Annotated in this window: 21 protein-coding genes and 1 pseudogene; 18 read left to right on the top strand and 4 right to left on the bottom strand. The window is 37.2% G+C overall.

Annotated elements, in window-relative coordinates; genetic code table 11:
* The first annotated feature begins 16 nt into the window (after nt 1–16).
* From MOC86_RS08765 to MOC86_RS08715, 11 genes are all read left to right on the top strand, one after another.
* Entirely contained in the window at nt 17–937 is a 921-nt protein-coding gene (locus MOC86_RS08765) for a PLP-dependent cysteine synthase family protein (RefSeq protein ID WP_268583798.1), read from the top strand.
* 1 nt (nt 938) lies between these two features.
* Nucleotides 939–2,078, top strand: coding sequence for a bifunctional cystathionine gamma-lyase/homocysteine desulfhydrase (locus tag MOC86_RS08760; RefSeq protein ID WP_268583797.1), 1,140 nt, complete (start codon nt 939–941; stop codon nt 2,076–2,078).
* Nucleotides 2,079–2,241: 163 nt separating this feature from the next.
* Nucleotides 2,242–3,087, top strand: coding sequence for a YitT family protein (locus MOC86_RS08755; RefSeq protein WP_019392179.1), 846 nt, complete (start codon nt 2,242–2,244; stop codon nt 3,085–3,087).
* A 150-nt stretch (nt 3,088–3,237) separates the two neighbouring features.
* Entirely contained in the window at nt 3,238–4,134 is an 897-nt protein-coding gene (locus MOC86_RS08750; protein WP_019392180.1) for a manganese catalase family protein, read from the top strand.
* A gap of 330 nt (nt 4,135–4,464) precedes the next feature.
* Nucleotides 4,465–5,175 carry a sigma 54-interacting transcriptional regulator gene (locus tag MOC86_RS08745; protein WP_268583796.1) on the top strand — a complete coding sequence of 237 codons (711 nt, stop codon included), beginning with the start codon at nt 4,465–4,467 and terminating at the stop codon, nt 5,173–5,175.
* Nucleotides 5,141–5,818 (top strand): sigma 54-interacting transcriptional regulator, encoded by a 678-nt coding sequence (locus tag MOC86_RS08740; RefSeq protein WP_268583795.1) that lies wholly within the window; start codon nt 5,141–5,143, stop codon nt 5,816–5,818. The genes MOC86_RS08745 and MOC86_RS08740 overlap by 35 nt, the downstream gene beginning before the upstream one ends.
* Nucleotides 5,819–6,086: 268 nt before the next feature.
* Nucleotides 6,087–6,770: a hypothetical protein gene (locus MOC86_RS08735; protein WP_268583794.1), complete on the top strand. Its 684-nt coding sequence runs from the start codon at nt 6,087–6,089 to the stop codon at nt 6,768–6,770.
* Between the two features lie 166 nt (nt 6,771–6,936).
* A complete protein-coding gene (locus MOC86_RS08730; protein WP_268583793.1) occupies nt 6,937–7,539 on the top strand; it encodes an alpha/beta hydrolase domain-containing protein in 603 nt (200 codons plus the stop codon).
* 24 nt (nt 7,540–7,563) lie between these two features.
* Entirely contained in the window at nt 7,564–8,865 is a 1,302-nt protein-coding gene (locus MOC86_RS08725) for a CitMHS family transporter (protein ID WP_268583792.1), read from the top strand.
* Between the two features lie 10 nt (nt 8,866–8,875).
* The gene (locus MOC86_RS08720) at nt 8,876–10,210 is read left to right on the top strand and encodes an acyclic terpene utilization AtuA family protein (protein WP_268583791.1); all 1,335 of its coding nucleotides are present in this window, start codon (nt 8,876–8,878) and stop codon (nt 10,208–10,210) included.
* Nucleotides 10,194–10,502 (top strand): hypothetical protein, encoded by a 309-nt coding sequence (locus MOC86_RS08715; protein WP_268583789.1) that lies wholly within the window; start codon nt 10,194–10,196, stop codon nt 10,500–10,502. Before MOC86_RS08720 ends, MOC86_RS08715 begins: the two co-directional genes overlap by 17 nt.
* 29 nt (nt 10,503–10,531) lie before the next feature.
* On the opposite strand, the gene MOC86_RS08710 is transcribed toward MOC86_RS08715, so the two are convergent.
* On the bottom strand, nt 10,532–11,134 hold the full coding sequence (locus tag MOC86_RS08710) for a DUF4241 domain-containing protein (RefSeq protein ID WP_268583788.1): 603 nt from the start codon (nt 11,132–11,134) through the stop codon (nt 10,532–10,534).
* Between the two features lie 271 nt (nt 11,135–11,405).
* Between MOC86_RS08710 and licT the strand changes: the two genes are divergently transcribed.
* From licT to MOC86_RS08685, 5 genes are all read left to right on the top strand, one after another.
* The gene (licT, locus tag MOC86_RS08705; protein WP_251456470.1) at nt 11,406–12,254 is read left to right on the top strand and encodes a BglG family transcription antiterminator LicT; all 849 of its coding nucleotides are present in this window, start codon (nt 11,406–11,408) and stop codon (nt 12,252–12,254) included.
* Nucleotides 12,255–12,371: 117 nt separating this feature from the next.
* Nucleotides 12,372–14,243 (top strand): beta-glucoside-specific PTS transporter subunit IIABC, encoded by a 1,872-nt coding sequence (locus tag MOC86_RS08700; RefSeq protein ID WP_268583787.1) that lies wholly within the window; start codon nt 12,372–12,374, stop codon nt 14,241–14,243.
* A 22-nt stretch (nt 14,244–14,265) separates the two neighbouring features.
* On the top strand, nt 14,266–15,723 hold the full coding sequence (locus MOC86_RS08695; protein WP_268583785.1) for a glycoside hydrolase family 1 protein: 1,458 nt from the start codon (nt 14,266–14,268) through the stop codon (nt 15,721–15,723).
* A 288-nt stretch (nt 15,724–16,011) separates the two neighbouring features.
* A complete protein-coding gene (locus MOC86_RS08690) occupies nt 16,012–16,572 on the top strand; it encodes a TetR/AcrR family transcriptional regulator (protein WP_019392190.1) in 561 nt (186 codons plus the stop codon).
* Between the two features lie 144 nt (nt 16,573–16,716).
* Entirely contained in the window at nt 16,717–19,875 is a 3,159-nt protein-coding gene (locus tag MOC86_RS08685; RefSeq protein WP_268583784.1) for a bifunctional cytochrome P450/NADPH--P450 reductase, read from the top strand.
* Between the two features lie 33 nt (nt 19,876–19,908).
* Here the strand turns inward: MOC86_RS08685 and MOC86_RS08680 are convergent, their stop codons facing one another.
* The 3 genes and pseudogenes from MOC86_RS08680 to MOC86_RS08675 form a co-directional block, all read right to left on the bottom strand.
* A complete protein-coding gene (locus MOC86_RS08680; protein WP_019392192.1) occupies nt 19,909–20,091 on the bottom strand; it encodes a YolD-like family protein in 183 nt (60 codons plus the stop codon).
* A 135-nt stretch (nt 20,092–20,226) separates the two neighbouring features.
* Nucleotides 20,227–20,406 (bottom strand): annotated as a pseudogene (locus tag MOC86_RS27465) (helix-turn-helix transcriptional regulator); the annotation flags it as partial.
* A gap of 25 nt (nt 20,407–20,431) precedes the next feature.
* A complete protein-coding gene (locus MOC86_RS08675; RefSeq protein WP_268583782.1) occupies nt 20,432–21,265 on the bottom strand; it encodes a hypothetical protein in 834 nt (277 codons plus the stop codon).
* A 138-nt stretch (nt 21,266–21,403) separates the two neighbouring features.
* Here MOC86_RS08675 and MOC86_RS08670 point away from each other — a divergent pair, with 138 nt between their 5' ends.
* Both MOC86_RS08670 and MOC86_RS08665 read left to right on the top strand, forming a co-directional pair.
* Nucleotides 21,404–22,093, top strand: a complete 690-nt coding sequence (locus tag MOC86_RS08670; protein WP_268583781.1) for a class I SAM-dependent methyltransferase — start codon at nt 21,404–21,406, stop codon at nt 22,091–22,093.
* 224 nt (nt 22,094–22,317) lie between these two features.
* Nucleotides 22,318–23,646: a gluconate:H+ symporter gene (locus MOC86_RS08665; protein ID WP_268583779.1), complete on the top strand. Its 1,329-nt coding sequence runs from the start codon at nt 22,318–22,320 to the stop codon at nt 23,644–23,646.
* The last annotated feature ends 298 nt before the right edge of the window (nt 23,647–23,944 follow it).

Genomic DNA, 23,944 nt, shown 5'->3' with positions numbered 1-23,944 from the left:
AAAAGGAGCAGATATTATGACCATTTTCCGAAGCGTCCACGATCTCATTGGCCGGACACCTCTTTTAGAAATCACACATTTTTCTCTTCCTTCAAATATTCGGTTGTTTGCAAAGCTTGAATATTTCAATCCAGGAGGAAGTGTGAAAGACCGTCTTGGTCAGCATCTTCTTCAAGAGGCATCCCAGAGAGGATTAGTACAAAGCGGTGGAACCATTATTGAACCAACTGCAGGTAATACAGGAATTGGGTTGGCTCTCGCTGCCATTCATAAAGACGTGAACGTGATTTTTTGCGTACCGGAGAAGTTTAGTGTAGAAAAACAGGAACTAATGAAAGCGCTAGGAGCTACCGTAGTGAACACCCCAACAAAGCTTGGAATGAAAGGAGCCATTCATAAAGCGCAGGAGTTGTTAAAGGAAATTCCAAATTCATATGCTCCACAGCAGTTTGCGAATGATCAAAATCCTGAAACATATTACAAAACATTAGGACCTGAAATATGGAAAGAGCTTGGTGGGAACATTGACGTATTTGTTGCTGGAGCAGGCACAGGTGGAACTTTTATGGGGACGGCGAAGTACTTAAAAGAACAAAAGAAAGAAGTTAAAACCGTTATTGTAGAACCTACAGGCTCTATTCTAAATGGAGGAGAGCCTGGTCCTCATGAAACAGAAGGAATTGGGATGGAATTTCTTCCTTCATATATGAATCCTTCTTATTTTGATGCCATTCATACGGTAGAAGACCATCATGCTTTTACAATGGTTAAAGAGTTAGCTCGTAAAGAAGGGTTGTTTGTTGGAAGTTCATCTGGTGCTGCTTTTTATGCGGCACTACAAGAAAGTAAAAAGGCAAGTCAGGGATCAAACATTGTAGTGATTTTCCCTGATTCAAGCGAACGCTATTTAAGTCAGCACATATATGGAGGAGAGTAGAATGAGAAAGAAAACTAAGCTTATTCACGGTGGTATCTCGACTGACAAAGAAACAGGAGCGGTTTCTATTCCTATATACCATTCAAGTACGTATAAACAAGAAGAACCAGGTGAGCCGAAGGAATATGAGTATGCTCGAACAGGAAATCCAACTCGTTTTGCTGTAGAAGAACTTATTAAAGATTTAGAAGAGGGAGAAAGAGGCTTTGCATTTAGTTCAGGAATGGCTGCCATAACATCTGTTGTTCTTCTTTTTCAAAAAGGAGATCATTTTCTTTTAAGTGATGATGTATACGGAGGATCTTTTCGGGTCATTACGAAAGTGTTAAGTCGCTTTGGCATTGAGGCGACATTCATAGATACAAGTAAGGTTGAAAATATAGAGCCGGCGATTAAAAAAAATACGAAGGCAATCTTTATTGAAACACCAACAAACCCGTTACTAAAGATTACAAATATAAAAGAAGCGGCCGCAATTGCCAAGCGCTATAACCTTCTTACGATTGTAGATAACACGTTTAGTACGCCTTATTGGCAAAATCCGATTACGCTTGGAGCTGACATTGTTCTTCATAGTGCTACAAAATATCTTGGTGGGCATAGTGATGTTGTAGCAGGATTAGCCGTGGTGAATAACAAGAAACTAGGAGATGATCTCCATTTCGTTCAAAACTCAACAGGAGCCATACTTAGTCCACATGATTCATGGCTTCTTATGAGGGGCATAAAAACGCTTGGCATTCGAATGGAAGAACATGAGCAAAACGCAAGGAAGATTGTAGACTTTTTAGTTCAGCATTCAGAAGTGAAGAACGTGTACTATCCTGGTCTTTCTTCTCATCCAAATCATTCACTAGCTGTAACCCAAGCACGAGGATTTGGTGGAATGATTTCGTTTGAAGTAGAGACAGAGGAAAAAGCAAGAGAACTAGTAAAGAAAACAAACTATTTCACACTTGCTGAAAGTCTTGGAGCTGTTGAGAGCTTAATTTCGATTCCAGCTCTTATGACTCATGCTTCAATTCCAAAAGAAAGACGTGAACAATTAGGCATTACAGATGGATTAATTCGTATTTCAGTAGGTCTTGAAGATAAAGATGACTTAATAGAAGACTTAAAAGAAGCTCTATCTTTTCAATAATGTAAAAAAGACAAAGATATCTTTGTCTTTTTTTGTGGAGGGGGAGAGCTTTTTTGTTATTTCCATTCATAACGTTGACATGCTTTATAAAGGCCTATATAATACAGAACGGACTTTATAAGAAACGGTAAAATTTTAGACAGCAAGAGAAAGGAGGAATCATATGAAAACTGTTTATAAAGATCTTTTACTCATTATAGTTGGCTCTCTTCTTGTTGCAGCATCTATTGATTTTTTTGTTGTACCGAATAAGCTTGGAGATGGGAGTTCTGTTGGAATTGCTCTTGTCCTTTATTATCTTTTTCATATCCCAACAAGCGTTAGTACCTTTGTTGTTAACATTGTGTTTATTGCTATTTCAGCTAAGTTTTTGACGAAAAGAACAATTGCTTACACTGTGTTAGGCGCTTTTATGACGTCTGTATTCCTGAGCCTTGTTGCGTTTATTCCATTTAAAGTAGAAGATATGATTTTAGGTATTGTATTCGGAGCCCTTTTAATGGGGGCTGGTCTTGCTCTTATTTTCATTGCAGATGGTTCTACGGGGGGAACAACACTTCTTGCCTATTTGCTGAACTATACAAAAGGCTACAATATTTCTAAAAGTATGTTTTATATGGATAGCTTAATTATCTTGGCATCTGTTGTTGCAATTGGTGTACACAATACGCTTTATACGTTTATTTTTGTTTATTTGTGCGCTAAGATTGTGAACATTTTTATCGAAGGATTTCATAATAAAAAAGCTGTGACAATTATGTCTGCAAAACACGAAGAAATTGCAAATTACGTAACGAAAAATTGTGGACATGCCGCTACTATTTTTTATGGATACGGTTTTTATGAAAATAAAAACAAGCATATTATCTATACGGTTATTAAAAAGAACGAGTTGTTAAAAGTAAAGCGAAATGTAACCAAAATAGATCCGCAGTCTTTCATTGTGATTCATGATGTAAAAGAAGTTGTAGGAGGCAAATTTGGATTTATAAGCTCTTCTGCAAAATGAACAAAAAGCTTTTAAGGTGAACGATCATCTTAAAGGCTTTTTTATTTTAATGGGAAACAGGAAATAGGAAAAAACAATGGGTGAATGAGACAATCCCTTCTTCTCATACAACGTAATAGACAGCATTGTTGTCATAAGGGGGGTACAACTATGATTAAACGAATAGATAAGCTGCTTATCGATTTACCCAAATCTGTACATCCAGATGCTAATGCTGCTGCTGCCGTGCAGGAGCTTCTAGGCGGGAAATTTGGCGAGATGTCAACGCTTAATAACTATATGTTTCAATCTTTTAACTTTCGTCATAAAAAAAAGTTTCGTCCTTTTTATGAACTGATTGCAAGTATCACAGCAGAAGAGTTCGGGCATGTTGAGCTTGTCTCAAATGCGATTAATTTAATGATTGAAGGAACAACATTTCCAGAAGATCCAGACCTTGCTCCAATGAGGGATGCGAAGGATAAACGAAACACGCATCATTTTATTGCAACAGCTCAAACCGCAATTCCTGCTAATTCAATGGGTCAGCCGTGGACAGGAGATTATGTTGTAACAAGTGGGAATTTGATCTTTGATCTTTTGCACAACTTTTTTCTTGAATGTGGAGCACGCACGCATAAAATGCGCGTATATGAAATGACAGATCATCCTGTTGCACGGGAAATGATTGGATATCTGCTTGTACGAGGTACAACGCATGCGGTTGCTTATGCAAAAGCACTTGAAGTTGCAACAGGTGTTGATGTAACAAAGTTGCTTCCAATTCCAGACCTCGAAAATAAGCGTTTTGATAGCGCTCGGAAATTTGAAGAGCAAAATGTTCATACGAAACTATATACATTTAGCGATGCGGATTATAAACAAATAGCGAAAATTTGGAAAGGACCTCATCCATCAGATGGAAAGCCTGTTCAAGTTGTAGATGGAACGCCAAGAGGAGGAACAATTCCAGACTTAGAACCCATTACAGAAGAGTTTGCACCAGGTATTTCAGAGGAAGACTTTATAAAAATATTAGCTCGTTTAAAAAGCTCTGCTGGCATATAACATGTTGTCCCTATTTAAAATGGGGACTTTTTTGTAGAAAAAGCACTGTTTCTTTTTGAGAAAGTAGCCTATTGTTATACTTTGTACAAAGCATACTGAACGAAATAACCAATCTAAAAAAGTAGGAACCATTCGATATAGCAGGAGTAGAGAGAAGAAACATAAAGAGATCCTTCATCAAGGAAAAGAATTGAAAACAAACGGGAAAGCCACCCTTACCGTAAGTGTGACAGAACAATTCATTGTTCTGTTATTTTTAATACAAAAAGAAAACCCTTTCATAAAAAGTGTTTCTAGCCTATTCTTAATACATAAGAAGGGGGATTAAAAATGGGGGAAGAGGTTTCTATGCAACATAGTGCAGAATGGTGGAAAGCCGTTGCTCACTGTATTCATGATGGAATTCTTGTTATTGATAAGCATGAAATTGTAAGAATGATTAATCCAGAATACACAAAGATTACAGGTGTGACACAACATATTATTGGAAAACCGCTCAGTGCATACAGACGTGGTGCTAAGCTTCCACAAACGTTAAAGGATGGAAAAACAAGAGCTGGGGTGTATAGAAAAACAGAAGATCGAGAATATATGGTGGATATGGCCCCCATTATATTGAATGGGGAAGTTGTAGGAGCTGTTTCAGTTTGTAAAAGCTTAACAGAAGTAGATAAGCTTTCTCAGGAATTAAAAAGGCAAAGAGAAAAGGTTGAAACATTAAAAAGTCGGATGAATAGAGCTTATGAAGCAAAGTATACGTTTAAAGATATTATGGGTAAGAGTGATAAGGTGAAAAAAGCCATTTCTATTGCTGAAAAGGCTTCAGCATCCTCTTTTCCTGTGCTTATAACAGGGGAGAGTGGAACAGGAAAAGAGCTATTTGCCCAAAGTATTCATAATAAAAGTGAACGAAGTGGACGGGCATTTGTTCCTGTAAATTGCGCAGCCATTCCATCTTCATTGCTAGAAAGTGAGCTTTTCGGATACGGGGAAGGAGCATTTACAAATGCGAAAAAAAAACGGCAAGCCAGGGCTCTTTGAAGTAGCGCATGAAGGGACCCTATTTCTAGATGAAATAGGTGATATGCCCTCGAGCCTCCAGGCTAAACTTCTTCGTATTTTACAAGAGAAAAAGCTTCGAAGAGTAGGAGAAACAAAAGAGCGAGAAATCGACGTAAGAATTATTGCTGCGACACACCGTAATATCGAACAGCTTGTGCACAAAAAACATTTTAGAGAAGATTTATTTTATCGATTAAACGTTATTCGCATTGAAGTTCCTCCTTTACGAGAGCGAAAAGAAGATATTTCTATACTTATTGAATCTCAAGCTTCTGAATTTACTTCGTGCATTTTTGAAGAGGAAGCTGTTCGCATCTTAAGAAGTTATGAGTGGCCAGGAAATATTAGAGAGTTAAAAAATACTGTAGACTATGCTACTTGTATGGCAGATAACGAACAAATTACAGTAGAAAACTTACCCTCATTTATTGTAAAGAAACGAGAAAAAAGTAAAGAAGAAAGTGAAACATTGCAAGAAATGATAAGAAGAAGGGAAAAAGAATACATTCAAAAAGCATTAAGTAAATGCGGACACAATATTGAAGGAAAGAAAAAAGCAGCGGAGTTATTAGGCATCTCTCTTGCTACTTTGTACAACAAGTTAAAGAAGCTTAACATGTGAGATTTCTAAAAGGTTAGAAAGAGTTCTAACCTTTTAGAAATCTTTTCTTTTTCTCCTCTTATATAAGGAAATGCATTTTAGAGAGACGAGAACAGTTCTAGAAATTTAGAAAACTACAAGAAACCGTTTTCGATATAAATTTATCGTTAGAGAGTTTCTTTTCTTTAAAAACCGCTGTTTTTGAGAAAGTAATGTTAGAAATGATCAGGTTGGCATGCATCTTGCACTATATAAAGTAAGAAAGGATGAAGAGGAAAGGAGAGAAAAGATGAAAAGAACTTACTTTAAAAAGTTTTTTATAGCTAGTATAGCTGCTTGTTGTTTTTTCTGTATGTCTGAAAGTACAAAAGCACAAAGATTTATCGATGGAGCTCATAGTGTCACAGTAGAACAATTCAACGGTGAAAAAGGGAACTGGCTTACAACAAAGAATCCTCATCAGCTTCAAAAAGCAGGAGGATTATCAGGTGCCACCTTGTGGGGAGAAAAAGAAAATGAGACAGGATTTTATCGCTACTACAGTCCAAAAGAAGTGAAAGGAAAAGAAATTCGGGGAGCGTTTGAAGACGCTCGTTTTGTTATTCGAGTTCCCAGGGACTGGAATGGAAAGCTTGTTGTTTCAGCTCCAGGAGGAAATGCGAGTGAAATGTCTAATGATCTTCTCTTCAGTGATTATGTATTAGAAAAAGGATATGCATATGCTTCAACAGATAAAGGAACATTTGGTGGAGACAATGCACTTATTTCAAAAGACGACTCCCTAGCAGAATGGCATATGAGATTTCGGCAATTAACGAAAGCCGCTCAATCGTATTTATCAGAGCATTATAAAAGTAAACTTATCTCTCCTCAAGCTGAAGGGGCAGGGAAGCTCGTTTCATTAAAGCATCCTATCCCAACATATGCTGTTGGTTATTCTAATGGTGGATATGTTGTACGGCTATGCGCTTGAGCATGATAATGAAAAAAATCCTCTCTTTGATGGTGGAGTTGATATGGCGGGAGTACTATGGAGAGCAAATGAACCAAACTAGATTACATCTTATACGCAAATTGTTCAACATGCAGGAGCCGCTCTTTACGGAAAAGGCAAGAAGAAAGAAAAAGCCATTGAAGAGATGTATGAAGCAGGTCTTCCTAAAGGAACAGAAAACTACTGGTTTTATTCAGATCAGCATAAATGGTTCAATACGTTAAATAGATATCGAGATGAGCTGGATCCAACAGCTAAAAAAACAATACCGTGGCAGCAGTATACGAACTATGATCACTTTGGGCTGCGCAACAGGTCCAATGACTATATTTTTAACGGCTATCATTTTGATAAAAGACCAGATTATGTGAAAAAAACGGTGAAAGAAATTGAGAATACAGGAGAAATCAAAGCCCCGCTTATTACTGTTTTTGGAACATGGGACGCTGTTTTATTCCCTGATGTTCATGCCTATCCGTATGAAAAGCTTGTTAAAAATAATGGAAGCGATGATTATCGTCTTTATATGATTGAAAAAGGTGCGCATTCTGATGCTCTTGTACGTAGTGAATATGACATCGGAAAAGATAGACAGCCGCTTGCTCCTTATGTTCATCAGAGCTTTGACCTTGTTATTGAATGGGTAGAGAACGGCCAAGAGCCACCAAGAAGCAAAAAAATCGCTACACCACAAAATAGACTCAAAGTAGAAAGCATTCAAAATGGAAAGGAAATAGAACCTTATTAGCCGAAACAAGATAGGGGGAAAAACATGATCGCGTTGTTAGGTTTATTAACAATCGGAACTTTTCTTTTTCTCCTCATGACAAAACGGGTTTCTGTTTTAGTTTCTTTAGTACTTGTACCAATTTTGTTTGGTTTAATTGGCGGGTTTGGCCGTGACTTAGGAAATATGATGTTAGACGGACTTATCCAAGTCGCCCCAACCGGAATTATGATTGTTTTCGCTATTTTATACTTTGGCTTAATGCTTGATGCAGGGCTGTTTGATCCAATGATTGTAAAAATAGTGGCTGTCGTAAAAGGTGATCCCTTAAAGATTGTAGTAGGAACAGCTTTTCTGACACTAGTTGTCCATCTAGACGGAGACGGAGCAGCAACATTCATGATTACAATTTCAGCGCTTTTACCTATTTATAAAAAATTGAACATGAATCCTCTTATTCTATCAGGAGTTGTAGGCTTAGCTGCAGGAGTTATGAACATGACACCATGGGGAGGACCAACGGCAAGGGCAATGGCAACACTTGATGCCCAGTCTTCAGATATCTTTAATCCTATTATTCCAGCAATGCTTGGAGGAATGGTTTGGGTCCTATTTGTTGCTTATATATTAGGGAAAAAAGAACAGAGAAGACTTGGGGTTTTAAAAACCGATGAAGACTATAAAATGCTGTCAGAACAAGCAGCAGCTGTTGATGAAAGTGCAAAACGCCCTAATTTATTTTGGTTCAATATTTTATTAACTTTAGCTTTGTTAGTTTCCCTTATTGTTGAACTGCTTCCAATGCCTGTTTTATTCCTTGTGGCCTTTGTTATTGCCTTGTTTATTAACTATCCGCATCCAAAAGACCAGCAAGAAAGGCTTACAAATCATGCAAGCAATATTATTGTTGTTTGTACAATGATTTTTGCTGCAGGTATTTTCACAGGAGTTTTGACAGGAACTAAAATGATTGAAGAGATGTCTTTATCACTTGTCTCTATTATTCCAGATTCACTTGGGGGATATCTTCCTGTTCTTGTTGCTATAACAAGTATGCCACTCAGTTTAGTTTTCACTCCTGATGCGTATTATTTCGGAGTTTTACCCATTTTGAGTGAAACTGCTGCAAACTTTGGAGTGAACCCTCATGAAATTGGAAGAGCAGCTATTTTAGGACAAATGACAACAGGATTTCCGCTTAGTCCTCTAACGGCCTCTACCTTCATTCTTATTGGACTAACAGGAGTAAGCCTAGTTGATCATCAGAAATTTATTTTTAAATGGGCTTTTGGTACAACGCTTGTTATGACTGTTCTCGCTCTTTTAACAGGAGCTATTTCTATTTGAGGTGATAAATATGTTAAGAATCGGATCTGGAGCGGGGTTTTCAGGAGATCGGTTAGAACCTGCGCTTTTATTAGCACAAAGTGGGAAGTTAGACTATCTTGTTTTAGAATGTTTAGCAGAACGCACGATTGCTCTTGCTCAAAAGCGGAAGCAAAAAAATGAAAAAGAAGGGTATGATCTTCTTTTAGAAAAAAGAATAGAGCTTCTTTTACCTTCGCTTCACAAACATAACGTTCGTCTTATTACAAATATGGGTGCTGCAAATCCCATTGAAGCTGCAAAAAAAGTAGTTGAGATTGCCAAAAAGCTTAATATTCCTGTGAAAGTAGCAGCTGTAACTGGTGATGATGTTTTTCACAGCATTGATTTGACAACACCTTCTTTAGAAACAAATGAGCCGTTGTACTCGTATCAAAAAATTGTATCTGCTAATGCGTACATTGGTATAGAGGGGATTATCTCTGCTTTAGAGACAGATGCGGACATTATTGTCACAGGTAGAGCTGCTGATCCTTCCCTTTTTTTAGCTCCTATTGTGCATCACTATGGTTGGTCATTGACAGATTACAATAAGCTTGGGCAAGGAACAGTTATTGGTCACTTGCTTGAGTGTGGAGGGCAAGTTGCAGGAGGATATTTTGCAGATCCTGTTAAAAAACCTGTACAGGACCTCGATACATTAGGGTTTCCGTATGCAGAAATTGAAAAAGACGGAAGGGCGGTTATTAGAAAGTTAGAGGGAACAGGAGGGGAAATAAATTTAGCAACAGTGAAGGAACAGCTTCTCTATGAAGTACTAAATCCTTATGAATATATAACTCCTGATGTACGCGCTGATTTTACTTCTGTCCATTTAGAACAAGTGGAAAAAGATGCTGTTCTCGTTTACGGAGGTAGTGGAAGCGAGAAGCCTGAACATTTAAAAGTAAGTGTTGGCTATCATGCTGGTTTCATTGGGGAAGGGGAAATTTCCTATGGCGGAGAGCATGCACTTAAACGAGCGGAACTTGCAGGAGAAGTTATAGGAAGACGTCTAAATGATTTTTTTCCAGATCTTCAAATCGATTATATCGGCTGTTCTTCGCTGCACTATTCATCATTTAATCATAGAAATCAACCATATGAAGTGAGGATGCGAGTTGCAGGAAGGACAGATACGCTAGAGAGGGCAAGGTTAATAGGAGAAGAAGTTGAAGCTCTCTATACGAACGGACCTGCTGGCGGTGGAGGAGCTAGAAAATATGCTTATGATGTTATTGGGATTGTGTCATCCTTTATACCTCGAGATAAAGTAAAGCTAAGTATAACAGTAGAGGAGCATATAACACATGAAAAAACTATATGATATCGCTCATAGTCGAGCAGGTGACAAAGGGAACACGCTTATGCTTTCCCTTATCCCTTATAATGAACAAGATTATCGTTTGCTTTGTGAAAAGATAACAGCAGAAAAAGTGAGAAAACATTTAGAAGGAATTGTAGAAAGGGAGGTTATCAGATATGAACTTCCTAATATTTCGGCTTTACAATTTGTGTGTTATAACGCTATGCGTGGAGGTGTGACAACATCATTAAGCATTGATACACACGGAAAGAGCCTTAGCTATGCTCTGTTGGAAATGGAAGTTGACGTGTAAAAAAGTCCTGCCTTGTAGGCAGGATTCTCTTACAAAATATTAAAATCTGTCACAAGAGAAACAACATTTCCTTTTTCATCAATCCCCCAATAGGAGGCATAAAATCCATCTCCATATCCAGAAGAGAAGATTAGGGTATTAAGATTATGTTCTTCATCAAGGATTAAATTTCCCCACATATCATCGTGTTCTTCAAGTTTTTCTTCTAGAACGTCATCATAGAAGCTAATAAAGTCATCTCCAAGCTCGTTGATTTTCTTCCTTTCGAGCTCTTCCATCTTTAGTACAGCACTTCCATCAGCAAAACAGCTTAAACCTGTATCAACAGGATGACCAAAAATCATATTTTTCTCAAGATTTTTAATATGTTGACCAGGTTTTGTTGCCATTTCAAAGCGAACTGGCTTTTGATTTGAAAACGTAATAAGAGCTCCGGCGACAGAGTTTTCTTTATCTAATAGTAAAGAAACAGGATATGAGCCAGGTTGAATATTTTTTTGGAAAGGGGTACTTTCCTCAAAAAAATTAGGATCACATGCAACGACATTTCCAGATATAATGGTAATGTTCTCGATAGATTGATAGTGTAGGTTTTCTTCCTCATGAAGAAGAAAAGAAAGTAGCTCTTGCATATGTTTTCATCCTTTCTAAGCCAATAGTCTTTCTTAGTATAACAGCAAATAAGAAAAGAAATTTCAACTCTATACGTTTTTAGTGAAAATAGTACTAAAAAAGTGTTTGCAAGCGCAATCATTATGTTGTATACTAAGTTCATAGACAAGGATTGTTACTGTTCGGCAGGCAAAACCTGAATTCATTAGAGTGTTATAGGCTTCTATAATGCTGTCATGAGTTCGGGTTTTTTTGTTAGCGAACAAAATCTCAGTGACAAGGTGAATCATTATGCGCATAAAGAAAATTTTCAACAATAACGTTATTCTTTCAGAAAGTGAACATAATCAAGAAATAGTTGTAATGGGAAGAGGACTCGCTTTTCAAAAGAAAGCAGGAGACGAAGTTGAGGAAGAGAAGATTGAAAAAACATTCGTTATTCACTCAGAATCTACTGCTAACAAATTATCTGAACTTCTCAAAGATATTCCGTTTCTTCATTTAGAAGTATCAAATGACATTATTGAATTAGCTCAAAAAAAGCTATCATGTCAGCTTAATGAGACGGTATACCTTTCATTAACAGATCATATTCATTTCGCACTAACCCGCTTTAAAGAAGGACTTATCATTAAGAACCCGCTTTTATGGGAAGTTAAGAAATTTTATAAAGATGAACACGCTGTTGCTCTTCTTGCTTTAAATTTGATTGAAGAGCGTACAGGCATCCGTTTACCAGAAGATGAGAGCGCATCAATTGCTCTTCACCTTTTCAATGCCCGTCAAGATTCATCAGGCATGGAAGAGACAATGGAAATGACAAATATCGTCAATAGTGTTGTAAATATTGTGAACTACCACTATGGTATTTCCTTTGATGAAGAGTCTATTAATTACAATCGTTTTATTACACACTTACGCTATTTTGCTTACCGAATGCTACGCGGGGAGCTTGAGCATGATGAAGAAGAAAATTCTCTCTATGAACAAGTGAAAAATCAGTATCCTGCAGCAGATGAATGTACAAAAAAAGTACAGAAATATTTACAAAAAGAGTACAATGTTAAAATGACGAAAGACGAGTTATCATACTTTATTATTCACATTCATAGAGTTTCTAATCGAGAAAAAAATAAATAACGACACTCATTTAGGATTGTTACTGGTTAGCAGGCAAAACCTGAAGAGAACAGAGAAAAGACTACGATCTTTTTGTGTTCCCTTCAGGTTTTTTACGTTAAAAAGGAGGAAAGAGATATGGATAACAAGCAGCTTGGTAATGAAATTGTAGAACTAGTTGGTGGAAAAGGAAACATCATATCCCTTGTCCATTGTGCAACACGCCTTCGTTTCAAGCTTCGAAAGCATAGCGAAGCAAATAAAGATGCTCTAACGAATCACCCAGAGGTGATTACAGTTGTTGAAAAGGGCGGGCAGTTTCAAGTTGTGGTTGGAAACCGCGTTGGAAAAGTATACAGCGAGATTATGAAAAACCATGCGATTAAAGGTGGAGATGAAGGAGCAGAAGGCGGCGGAGAAAAGGTTAGCGTTGTCTCTCGCGTCTTTGAATATATTTCAGGAACGTTCTCGCCGCTTATTCCCGCTTTAGCAGGAGCAGGGATGATCAAAGCCCTCCTTGCCGTGTTAACTCTTTTAAACGTGTTGGATGCTAAAAGTACAACATATGCCGTTTTAAATGCCGCATCTGGAGGAGTGTTTTACTTTCTCCCAGTCTTTGTTGGTATTACAGCAGCACGGAAATTAAATGCAAATCCATTTGTAGGGGGAGCCATTGCAGCAGGACTTTTGGAACCCAATTTTACGGCTCTTATTGAACAGAGTGGAAATATAAACTTTTTAAATATTCCACTTCTTGCAATTGATTACTCTTCAACGGTTTTCCCGATGCTGATTGCGATTGCGATTTATGCACTGCTTGAGAAAGTATTAAAGAAATACACGCCAGATACAATTCAACTATTCTTTGTACCAATGATCAGCTTGCTTATTATGGTTCCTTTGACGGCGCTTGCATTTGGTCCTTTTGCTGAATATGTAAGTGCCGGCATTGCAGCAGGAATTGTCTTTATGCTAGATAAATCAGCAATTCTTACAGGAATTTTAATTGCTGCTGTTTGGCCGATCCTCGTTATTTTAGGAGTTCACTGGGGAATTACGCCAATTTCGATTGCGAACTTTTCACGCGGTGGAGATATGATTAACCCAATTACAGCAGCCGCAACATTTGCTCAAATGGGAATTGCGCTTGGTGTTTACCTTCGCGCTCGCAAAAACAAAAACTTGCAGTCCCTTTCATTAGCTGCCCTTTTATCAGGATTATTTGCAGGGGTAACAGAGCCAATTCTTTATGGAATTATTCTACGCTATAAAAAGCTTATTCCAATCTTACTTGCATCAGGCGGACTTGGAGGAGCCTTTATTGCGGTGTTCGATGTAAGAGTGTTTACGTTTGTATTTAACAGCATGTTCACAATTCCTGCTTATTCTCCAATGGTAGGATATGTGATTGGAATTAGTATTTCATTTGCAGCCGCAACGATTTTAACCTTTATTATTGGAGCTGAAGGCAAAAAGAAAGAAGTGGAAAAAGAAGAAGGAAAAGCAGAGGTAGCAGCAACTGCAGAACCTGCTGTGACTAATATGAAAAACAGTCAAAAAACTGAACTTTCTTCTCCATTAGTTGGAGAAATGATTCCATTAGAAAATGTGGAAGACCCTGTTTTTTCAAGCGGTGCAATGGGAAAAGGTGTAGCTGTTGAACCAACAGAAGGGGTTGTATATGCGCCGTTTGATGGAGAAGTATCTATTTTATTTCCAACAAAGCATGCAATTGGCTTAAAAAGTGAGGATGGAATCGAACTGCTGATCCACGTTGGACTTGACACAGTACAGCTTGATGGCAAACATTTCTCAGCATACGTTTCTCAAGGAGAGAAAGTGAAAAAGGGAACTAAGCTCGTCACATTTGACATTGAAGGTATTCAAAAAGAAGGATACCGAACAACAACGCCTGTTATTGTAACAAATACAGATCAATATTTAGATGTTGTGACATCAACATTTAAGCCTGTGAATAGTAAAGAGCCTGTGTTTACCGTTATAAAATAATAAACTGAGAGGAAGATGAAAAATGGCTACATTTAAACCAACATTTCCAAAAAACTTTTACTGGGGTGGAGCAACTGCTGCTAACCAAATCGAAGGAGCATTTAACGAAGATGGAAAGGGATTATCAGCTGCAGACTTTGTAGAATATATTCCAAAAGAAGAGCGCACAAAAGATAATGCAATGGAAATCACCTCAGAACAAATTCGTAAAACACTTAGCGGTGAGAGTACAGGACGTTTTCCAAAACGTGAAGGAGTAGACTTCTATCATCGCTATAAAGAAGATATCGCTCTTCTTGCTGAAATGGGTTTTACAGCTTTTCGACTTTCTATTCATTGGTCAAGAATTTTTCCAAACGGCTATGATGAAGTGCCAAACGAAGCTGGTCTAGCTTTTTATGATCGCGTGTTTGATGAACTCGCAAAATATAACATTGAGCCAATTGTAACGTTATCTCATTATGAGACACCAAACGGACTAACAGAGAAATATAACGGATGGGCAGGACGTGAAGTGATTGATCATTTTGTACGCTACGCGGAGACGGTCTTTACTCGCTACAAAGACAAAGTAAAGTTTTGGATTTCGTTTAATGAAATTAACGTGATTACATTAAGTCCATTTACAGGAGGAGGGATTGTGTCAGACCGTGAGGAAAATCCGGTACAAACGAAATACCAAGCTCTTCACCATCAGTTTGTAGCAAGTGCTCTTGCGACGAAAAGATTGCATGAAATCAATCCAGAAGGAAAAATGGGTTGCATGTTAGCAAGAATGAGTCACTATGCAAATACACCAAACCCTGAAGATGTCTTAAAAGCTCAAAAAGACAATCAAGATAATTTGTTCTTTACAGATGTTCATGCAAGAGGTGAATATCCAAAATATATGGAGCGTTTCTTCATTGAAAATGATATTAAAATTATCAAAGAAACAGGAGACGATGAAATTATTAAACAGTATCCTGTTGACTATATTACAATTAGTTACTATATGTCTATGCTGTCATCCTCTGCTCCTGAAGGAGAGCGTACAGATGGAAACTTGATGAATTCTCTTAAAAACCCTTATTTAGAAGCATCTGATTGGGGTTGGCAAATTGATCCTGTTGGTTTGCGAATCGTGTTGAATGATATGTATGACCGCTATAGACTTCCAATCTTTATTGTTGAAAATGGCTTAGGTGCATATGACAAAGTAGAAGAAGACGGATCAATTCATGACACGTACCGTATTGATTATTTACGCAAGCACATTGAGCAAATGAAAGAAGCGATAGGAGATGGAGTTGAACTGCTTGGTTACACATCTTGGGGACCAATTGATTTAGTTTCGATGTCAACGAGCGAAATGTCTAAACGATATGGATACGTTTACGTTGATAAAGATGATGATGGAAATGGTACATTAGAAAGAAAGAGAAAAGATTCGTTTTATTGGTATAAGCAAGTCATCGCAAGCAATGGAGAAGAACTATAAGAAACGAAAAAACCGGTATGAACTTACATGCCGGTTTTTTAATCTGTAAATAGAGACCGTTTATTTTGTATGTAATGGAGAAGAAGGGATTTTGGATGCTAAATCTATAGAGTGAAAAAAGAGAGTATTTTTGTGTAAAACGGGAACAGTGATAAGAGATGAAGTTCTTTTCTACACGATTTTCAGAAAGTGTGAAAAGTTTGACTGCTGAACGAGAAAGAAGGTAAAATGAAAATAGAATGAATATTCATTCTTACTTAAGAGATGCTTGTTGAGAGGATGGACATCATGCAAAATAAGCGCGATAAGATTATGGATGCTGCACTCGAGCTTTTTGCAGAGCGAGGTTTTAACGCTACAACAGTTCCAACAATCGCTTTAAATGCTGAAGTAGGAGCAGGGACCATTTATCGTTATTTTGAGCATAAAGAAGCTCTTGTTAATGCTGTTTTTCAGCGGTGCGTAGAAAGCTTTTCACACCATTTACAAGAGAACTATCCGAGTGATTCCGGTATTAGAGAACAGTTTCGACACTTGTTTTTTAAAGTAGTTGGTTTTGCCCGAGATCATGTTTATGCTTTTTCATTTTTAGAAAGCCAAAGCAATGCGCCCTATCTAGATTCAAAAAGTATTGACATTTTCCAAGAAATGATGGATTTTTTCTATCAATTTTTAGAGGAAGGAAAGAAAGTAAATGTTATTCGCTCTGTACCAACAGAAGCGCTGTTTGCGATTGTGTACGGTGCATATGTTGAGATAGCAAAACTTTTGCGTAAAAAGATTCTTTCAGAAAGTGATCAGCTTATGAATAGTTTAGAAGCGTGTTGTTGGGATGCGGTGAGAGTGTAGAAATTCTACCGCTTTCTTATTAAGGAGAAAAGAATGAACATTCATTCCGTTACATTAATTTATGAAAATAGAATGATAGATACCTATATTTTTCGTCAGTCTATCTTATGAAACAATTGCACAAAAAAAGAGGAGGCTTTTCTCATGGAAAAAGAACGTACTATTCCACAACCTAAAACTTATGGACCGTTAGGCAGCTTACCGCTTATGGATAAAGATAAGCCAATGCAAACATTTATGAAAATTGGTCAGGAACTAGGCCCTATTTTTCAATTTCAATTTCCACACGCTTTAGGAACATTTGTCTCAGGACATGATTTAGTTGCTGAAGTATGTGATGAAGAGAAGTTTCAAAAGCAGCTAGGAGTGTCTCTTACAAGCGCTAGAGAGTTTGCAGGTGACGGACTTTTTACAAGTTATACAGAAGAGCCGAATTGGAAAAAAGCCCATAATATTTTATTACCAAGCTTTAGTCAACGCGCAATGAAAGGTTATCATCATATGATGCTTGATATTGCAACACAGCTTGTTGAAAAATGGGAACGTCTAAATAAAGAAGAAGAAATTGATGTACCAGAAGATATGACTCGTTTAACACTAGATACCATCGGTCTTTGCGGCTTTGGTTATCGTTTCAATAGCTTCTACCGAGAAGGAGCTCATCCATTTGTAGATAGTATGGTGAGAGCATTGGATGAATCAATGAATAAAATGAATCGTTTACCTATTCAAGATAAGCTGATGGTGCGTAAAAAACGTCAATTTCAAGAGGACAAAATGTTCATGTTTGAACTAGCTGATGAGATTATTAAAGAGCGTAAAAAACAAGGAGAGGTAGATGGAGACGATCTTCTTGCCCATATGCTAAATGGAAAAGATCCTGAAACAGGAGAGAAACTAGATGATGAAAATATTCGCTACCAAATGATTACGTTTTTAATTGCGGGTCATGAAACAACGAGCGGTCTTTTATCATTTGCGATTTACTATCTCTTGAAAAATCCGCGCGTGCTCAAGAAAGCATACAAGGAAGTTGATGAAGTATTAACAGGAATGCCTACTTATGAAGATGTAAGAAAGCTAAAATATATTCGAATGATTTTAAACGAAGCCCTACGACTTTGGCCAACTGCTCCAGCTTTTTCTCTTTATGCGAAAGAGGATATTATGCTAGGAGGAAAATATCCAATAGAAAAGAACCAAAGCGTAAGCGTTCTTTTAGGAAATCTTCACCGAGACAAAAGAGTGTGGGGAGAAAATGTGGAAGAATTCCGACCAGAACGGTTCCAAGATGAAGAGAAAATTCCAATGCATGCGTACAAACCGTTTGGAAACGGTCAGCGCGCATGTATTGGTCAACAGTTTGCACTACATGAAGCAACGCTTGTACTAGGAATGATCCTGCAAAGATTTAATATTGTAGATCACAGAAACTACGAACTAAAAGTAAAAGAAACTTTAACATTAAAACCTGATAATTTTACAATTCAAGTAAGTCCTCGAGAGCGCGAATATGCAGCTCTAAACGATCATACAAGCGAAAACAAAGCAGCTGAAAAAGTAGAACAAGACGTTATCATTGAAGAGCATAACACACCGCTTCTTGTTCTTCATGGATCAAATTTAGGCACTGCTGAAGGAATTGCAAATGAACTTGCTGAACTTGGCGAGAGATACGGTTTCTCCACAACTATTGCTGCTTTGAACAGCTATAGTGGCAAGCTGCCAACATCAGGCGTTGTCTTAATTGTTTCAGCTTCCTATAATGGAAAAGCTCCAGATAATGCAACGGAGTTTGTGAACTGGTTAGAAACGTCAAAAAATGATTTATCAGGTGTTCACTATGCTGTGTTTGGATGTGGGGACAGAAACTGGGCAAGTACGTATCAACGCATACCGAGAGTTATTGATGAAAAAATGACTGAGCTTGGTGCAGAACGGATTGTAGATAGAGGAGAAGGAGATGCAAGCGGCGACTTTGAGCTTCATCTTGATGAGTGGAAAAATCAATTGACGAAAAAAGTGAAAGAAACATTTAACGTCGAAGAAACGAAAGAAGTAGCAGAGAAAAAAGGATTAAACGTGACATTTGTAAAAGAAAACGTTCAGCATCCACTTGTCAAAACGTATAAAGCACAAGAAGCAGAAGTTCTGTTAAATAAGGAGCTTCAGCGAGAAGAAAGTGGTAGAAGTACACGTCATATTGAAATCTCTTTACCAAATGGTGTTTCTTATAAGGAAGGAGATCACCTCGGTATTCTTCCGCAAAATAGTGCTGAGCTTGTTAATCGAGTATTGAAGCGTTACGGATTAGACGGCAGTGAGAGCATTATGTTAGAAGGCGATGAATATGGACTTCAACACTTACCGTTGAACAAACCTGTACGAGTGCGAGATGTTTTAACTTTTAATGTTGAATTGCAAGAACCTGTTTCAAGAAAAGCACTACAGGAGTTAGCGGAAGCAACCGTTTGTCCGCCACATAAATATGAACTTGAAGCCCTCCTAGGAGATCACTATAGTGAAAACGTGACGAACAAACGATTAACAATGCTGTCTCTTCTTGAAAAATATGAGGCATGTGAATTGTCATTTGAGCGCTTTTTAACACTTTGCCCACCGTTAAAACCGCGCTATTATTCTATTTCAAGTTCACCGCTTAAGAGCAATCAAAAAGCAAGTATTACAGTAAGTGTAGTAGAAGAAAAAGCATGGAGTGGAGATGGAATGTATCATGGTGTTGCTTCATCTTACCTTGCTCAATGTCAAGCTGGTGAAAAAGTGATGATGTTTATTAATACACCTCAGTCTCGTTTTGAGCTTCCAGCTGACGAAAGTACACCGCTTATTATGGTTGGACCAGGAACAGGCGTTGCTCCGTTCAGAGGCTTTTTACAAGCCAGATCTGTGTTAAAAGAGAAAGGAAAAACACTCGGAGAAGCCCATCTTTATTTTGGTTGCCGAAATGAAGCCCATGATTTTATTTACAAAGATGAACTTGAAAAAGCAGAAAGTGACGGTATTGTAACACTGCATACGGCATTTTCAAGAATGGAAAGCTGTGACAAAACGTACGTTCAACACTTAATAGAACAGGATGCAGCAGAAGTGATTTCTATTCTTGTTGAAAAAGAAGGAGCTCTTTACATTTGCGGAGACGGCAAAAGTATGGCTCCTGCTGTAGAAAGTACGTTGAAAAAGGCATATCAAGACATAGAACATAAAAGTGAAGAAGAAGCAGAGCGTTTTCTTCTCGATTTAGAAGAACAAGGCCGCTTCGCAAAAGATGTTTGGGCAGGATAAATAGCAAAAGGAGCTAACTAAAGTTAGCTCCTTTTATTGTATATCTTGAATGCCTGATAAACGAATCGAAAAAATATTTTGCTTTTCATCTTTCAGAAATAAAGTTTGATCTAAGAGGTTAAGATTATGAACGCGCCCTTGACAAGTTTGCAGAAGCCCATCTTCATAATAGTTAATTGTAAGCAACCGGTTTTTTCGTAGCGCTTTTAAAATCATGACATTCTCCTTTGTTATTTATATTAAAATTTTTAATGTTTTATAGAATTTCCTTACTTTTATTATATACAAAAAAGGTAAGCGTTTTCAATAAAGTTATGAACAATTTGTGAATCATTGTGCAAAAGAAAAAAATTAGGGAATGGTATAGCGGGTAAACAGCTTAAAAACAAGCTCTCTTCGTGTGAATACACCTGTTTTAAGAAAGATAGATTTTAAATGATCTTGCACTGTATAAGGAGAAAGAAAGAGATCATTTGCTATTTCTTTAGTTGAAGAACCTTTAATTAAATAATCTAGGATATTACTTTCACGTTTTGATAAATTATAATACTTTTTATTAAATGGTTAGAATATCTGTTGAAGAGGCCTGAGCAATATTTATGGCTATGTTGAAATCCTCTTTATCTTTTATTAAGAGTAAAGAGGAAAGCGTTAGAAATCCGTACTTTTGAAGAGCAAGTAACGTATGTGCTGACCCTTCCTCACTTCCTAGTGTCCGGTAGCAGAGAGCTTGAATTGACTTTGGCAATTTGTCTCCTTCTAACGATTCAGAAGCTCTTAGGGTATCTAACATCTTTATCCCTGTTTTTGTATAAGATATCAGTTTAAGATCAGGAGAAAATAACAGCATTTTAGGTTGTAAAGGAACGGGTTCTAAAAATAAATGATAAAAGGTCTGAAGTCCACGACCAATCGAGGAAGAAAGGTTTTCAATAAGCTCTTTTTCTTCACTTTGAAAGTGTTCTTCTGTTTTGAATAACGTTAAATACCCAAAACATTGATTTTTATATACCAAAACAGCACGAAGTTCGTCCTTGAATCCGGCGGGTTTTAAGATAGATGTGTATCTGTAACTTTTCTTAAGTTGTTCTTCTTTTTGTTCACTTAGCACGGCTACTCGTATTTCTTCATAAAAAAGTCTTGCATAGTGATTTACGTCTTGTTGTAAATATTCATTTTTAAAAATCTGATGATGAATACTTTCAATGTTATGCTCTGTAACAGCTCCTATAGAAAGTAATGTGTGAGGGTCTACTGCAGACAGGCAATATGCTTGAAAAGAGAGTTCTTGCTGTAAAAGTGTGATAACACGTTGCCGGTATGTCCAAGACGATGTGTATGTTTTTTCTAAGCGATGTAAAGCTGTATCAATTTCACGCCACTTTTTCATATCATTGCTCCTGATATTTTTATTTCCCCATGTTTCTGGGATCGTCTTTTTTTTCTTCTTCTTTATAATTGAGAATAGTTCTTAATTAATTTTATCGAAAAGAGTAGAGATTAGAAAGACTTTATAGGAGGAGAAAAGATGAAGGAAGTAAGCAATATGAATTGGCATAGTGATGAAGTATATAATTATCAAGCGAAAATACCCTTGAAAATTCCAGGATATGATGAACTTTATAAGATGATGAATTATCTTATGTCAGTATATGTCTCTTCAGAAAACAAGCATATTCATATGCTTATCGTTGGGGCTGGAGGAGGACAAGAACTTATAACTCTCGGGAATAGAAATAAGGGATGGGCATTTACAGGAGTAGACCCTTCTATAAAAATGCTTAGTATCGCACAACAGCGCACTAAGAAAGCAGGGATAAACGCCACTTTTATACATGGAGAGGTAGAAAGCATAACAGGAAAATTCACAGGTGCAACTTACATGCTTGTGCTTCACTTTTTGAAGGAAGCAGAACAAGAGAAGTTGCTAAAAGAAATAAGTGAGCGATTAAAAAGTGGCGCTCCTCTTTTTGTAGCTTCTATTGTTGGTGAAAAGGGAAGCGAGTTTCAATGGCAGATGAAAGCATGGAAAGAATACATGCTTTCAAACGGAATTCCTATTGAAGAGTGGCTTAACTTTGAAAAATCAATAGATAATACCATTCATCTTATTTCAAGTGCGAAAATGAAGCATCTTTTAAACAGATCAGGATTTACAGAAGTAACAAAGTTTTATAAAGGTTGTTTAGTAGAAGGGTGGGTGGGGATAAATGGATAAAAAGCATTTTAATGGTTCTTTTTTCCTGTCTTTCATAAAAAATCGATAAAAAATAAAAAGATTAAATTTTTTTTAGTCAAATCCATTGATATAAGAAATATTTTTCCTTATAATTGATTTATAGATTGAAAGTGCTTTCAGAAAACAGTACGTTTTGAAAGCGCTCGCCATATACTAAAAATTTGAAATTCAGACATGATATACAACAGGAAGGGGAATGAACCTTGGATTTCTATCTACTAATTATGACGCTAATATCTATCGCAATTGTGGTTGTTGGAGTTTCGGTGTTCAAATGGCATGCTTTCATTAGTTTGCTTGTAGCTAGTTTATTTTTGGCTATAACATCAGGACTCTCGTTAGATAAAATTGTAACCTCTTATGAAAGCGGTGTCGGCGGTGTACTTGGACACCTAGTTGGAATTTTAGCACTTGGAACAATTTTAGGAAAAATGATGGCTGAATCAGGAGCCGGTATGAGAGTTGCTGACTTCTTCATTCGATCTTTCGGACGTAAGAAACTTCCATGGGCAATGCTTATTTCAGGATTTGTTATCGGTATTCCGGTCTTTTTTGAAGTAGGAATTATTATCTTAATTCCACTTGTTATTTCGATTTATAAAACAACAAAGCAAAACATTCTATTAATTGCACTTCCAGTTATCGCAGGTCTTTCGATTGTGCACGGAATTGTACCTCCGCACCCTGGGGCAATGACAGCCATTGGGATTTATAACGCAGACCTTGGCAAAGTTTTAATTTATTCTCTTATTATTGCCATTCCAGCTGCAATTGTTGCAGGACCAGTTTTTGCAAAATGGGTTCATAAACGAGTAATTCCAGAAAAAGAGCCCGAGCTTATTCGTATTAATACATCATCAAGCAGTTTACCAAGCACAGGCGTTTCGTTTTTCGTTATTTTACTTCCGATTCTTTTAATGGTTCTGTCTGTTGTAGCACCTACAATTGAAGCGTTACCAAAGTTTGTTATTCAGGCATTAGAGTTTATTGGTAATCCACTTGTAGCTCTTTTACTTGCATGTTTTGCTGCTTTCTATCTTTTAGGATTCCGTCAAGGCATGGATAAAAATATGGTGAAAAAGCTTACTGAAGATGCTGTACTGCCTGTTTGTTCTATCATTTTAATCGTTGGTGCTGGTGGAGGATTTAAACAAATTTTAATTGATAGCGGTGTTGGAGAGTCAATTGCTCAGATGGCTGAGCATCTATCCCTTTCACCAATTGTCCTTGCCTTTTTAGTAGCTGGTCTAATTCGTATTGCAACAGGTTCTGCAACTGTTGCCCTTACAACAGCTGCTGGTATTGTATCACCTGTTGTCGCAAACATGACAGGCGTGAACTTAGAGCTTCTTGTTATTGCAACAGGCGCAGGTTCACTTATGTTCTCCCACGTCAATGATGCTGGCTTCTGGCTTGTTAAAGAGTATTTAGGTTTAACTGTAAAAGAAACGTTCAAAACATGGACTGTACTTGAAACACTTCTTTCCTTCATTGCTTTTGCTGGTGTGTTAATTTTCGATATTTTTGTATAAGCAATAAAAAAGGCGTTCTTCTCTTTGGGAAGAACGCTTTTTTATAATGGAGTTCATCGCTGATTAAGGCGTTAGCCTCTACTATACTGGTGGAGGTATGGCGATTCTTCTTTTCCTCCTATCATGGTCTTTCACTATTCAAATTTATAAAAGAAAAGACATTTAAAGCCTGCTTACAACAGGCTTTTTTTATATGACAAAAACACAAATTTAACCTTTGTACGAACCTCTTTAAAATGCATTGGATATGAATAAACAAACGTTAATATTCCGAAAATAGAGATTGACACAAAATGGC

The sequence above is a fragment of the Priestia endophytica genome (assembly GCF_026790145.1).
Classification (GTDB): Bacteria; Bacillota; Bacilli; order Bacillales; family Bacillaceae_H; genus Bacillus_I; species Bacillus_I endophytica_A.
Note: the sequence above shows the minus strand (reverse complement) of the source record. Positions and strands in the feature narration are given on the sequence as shown.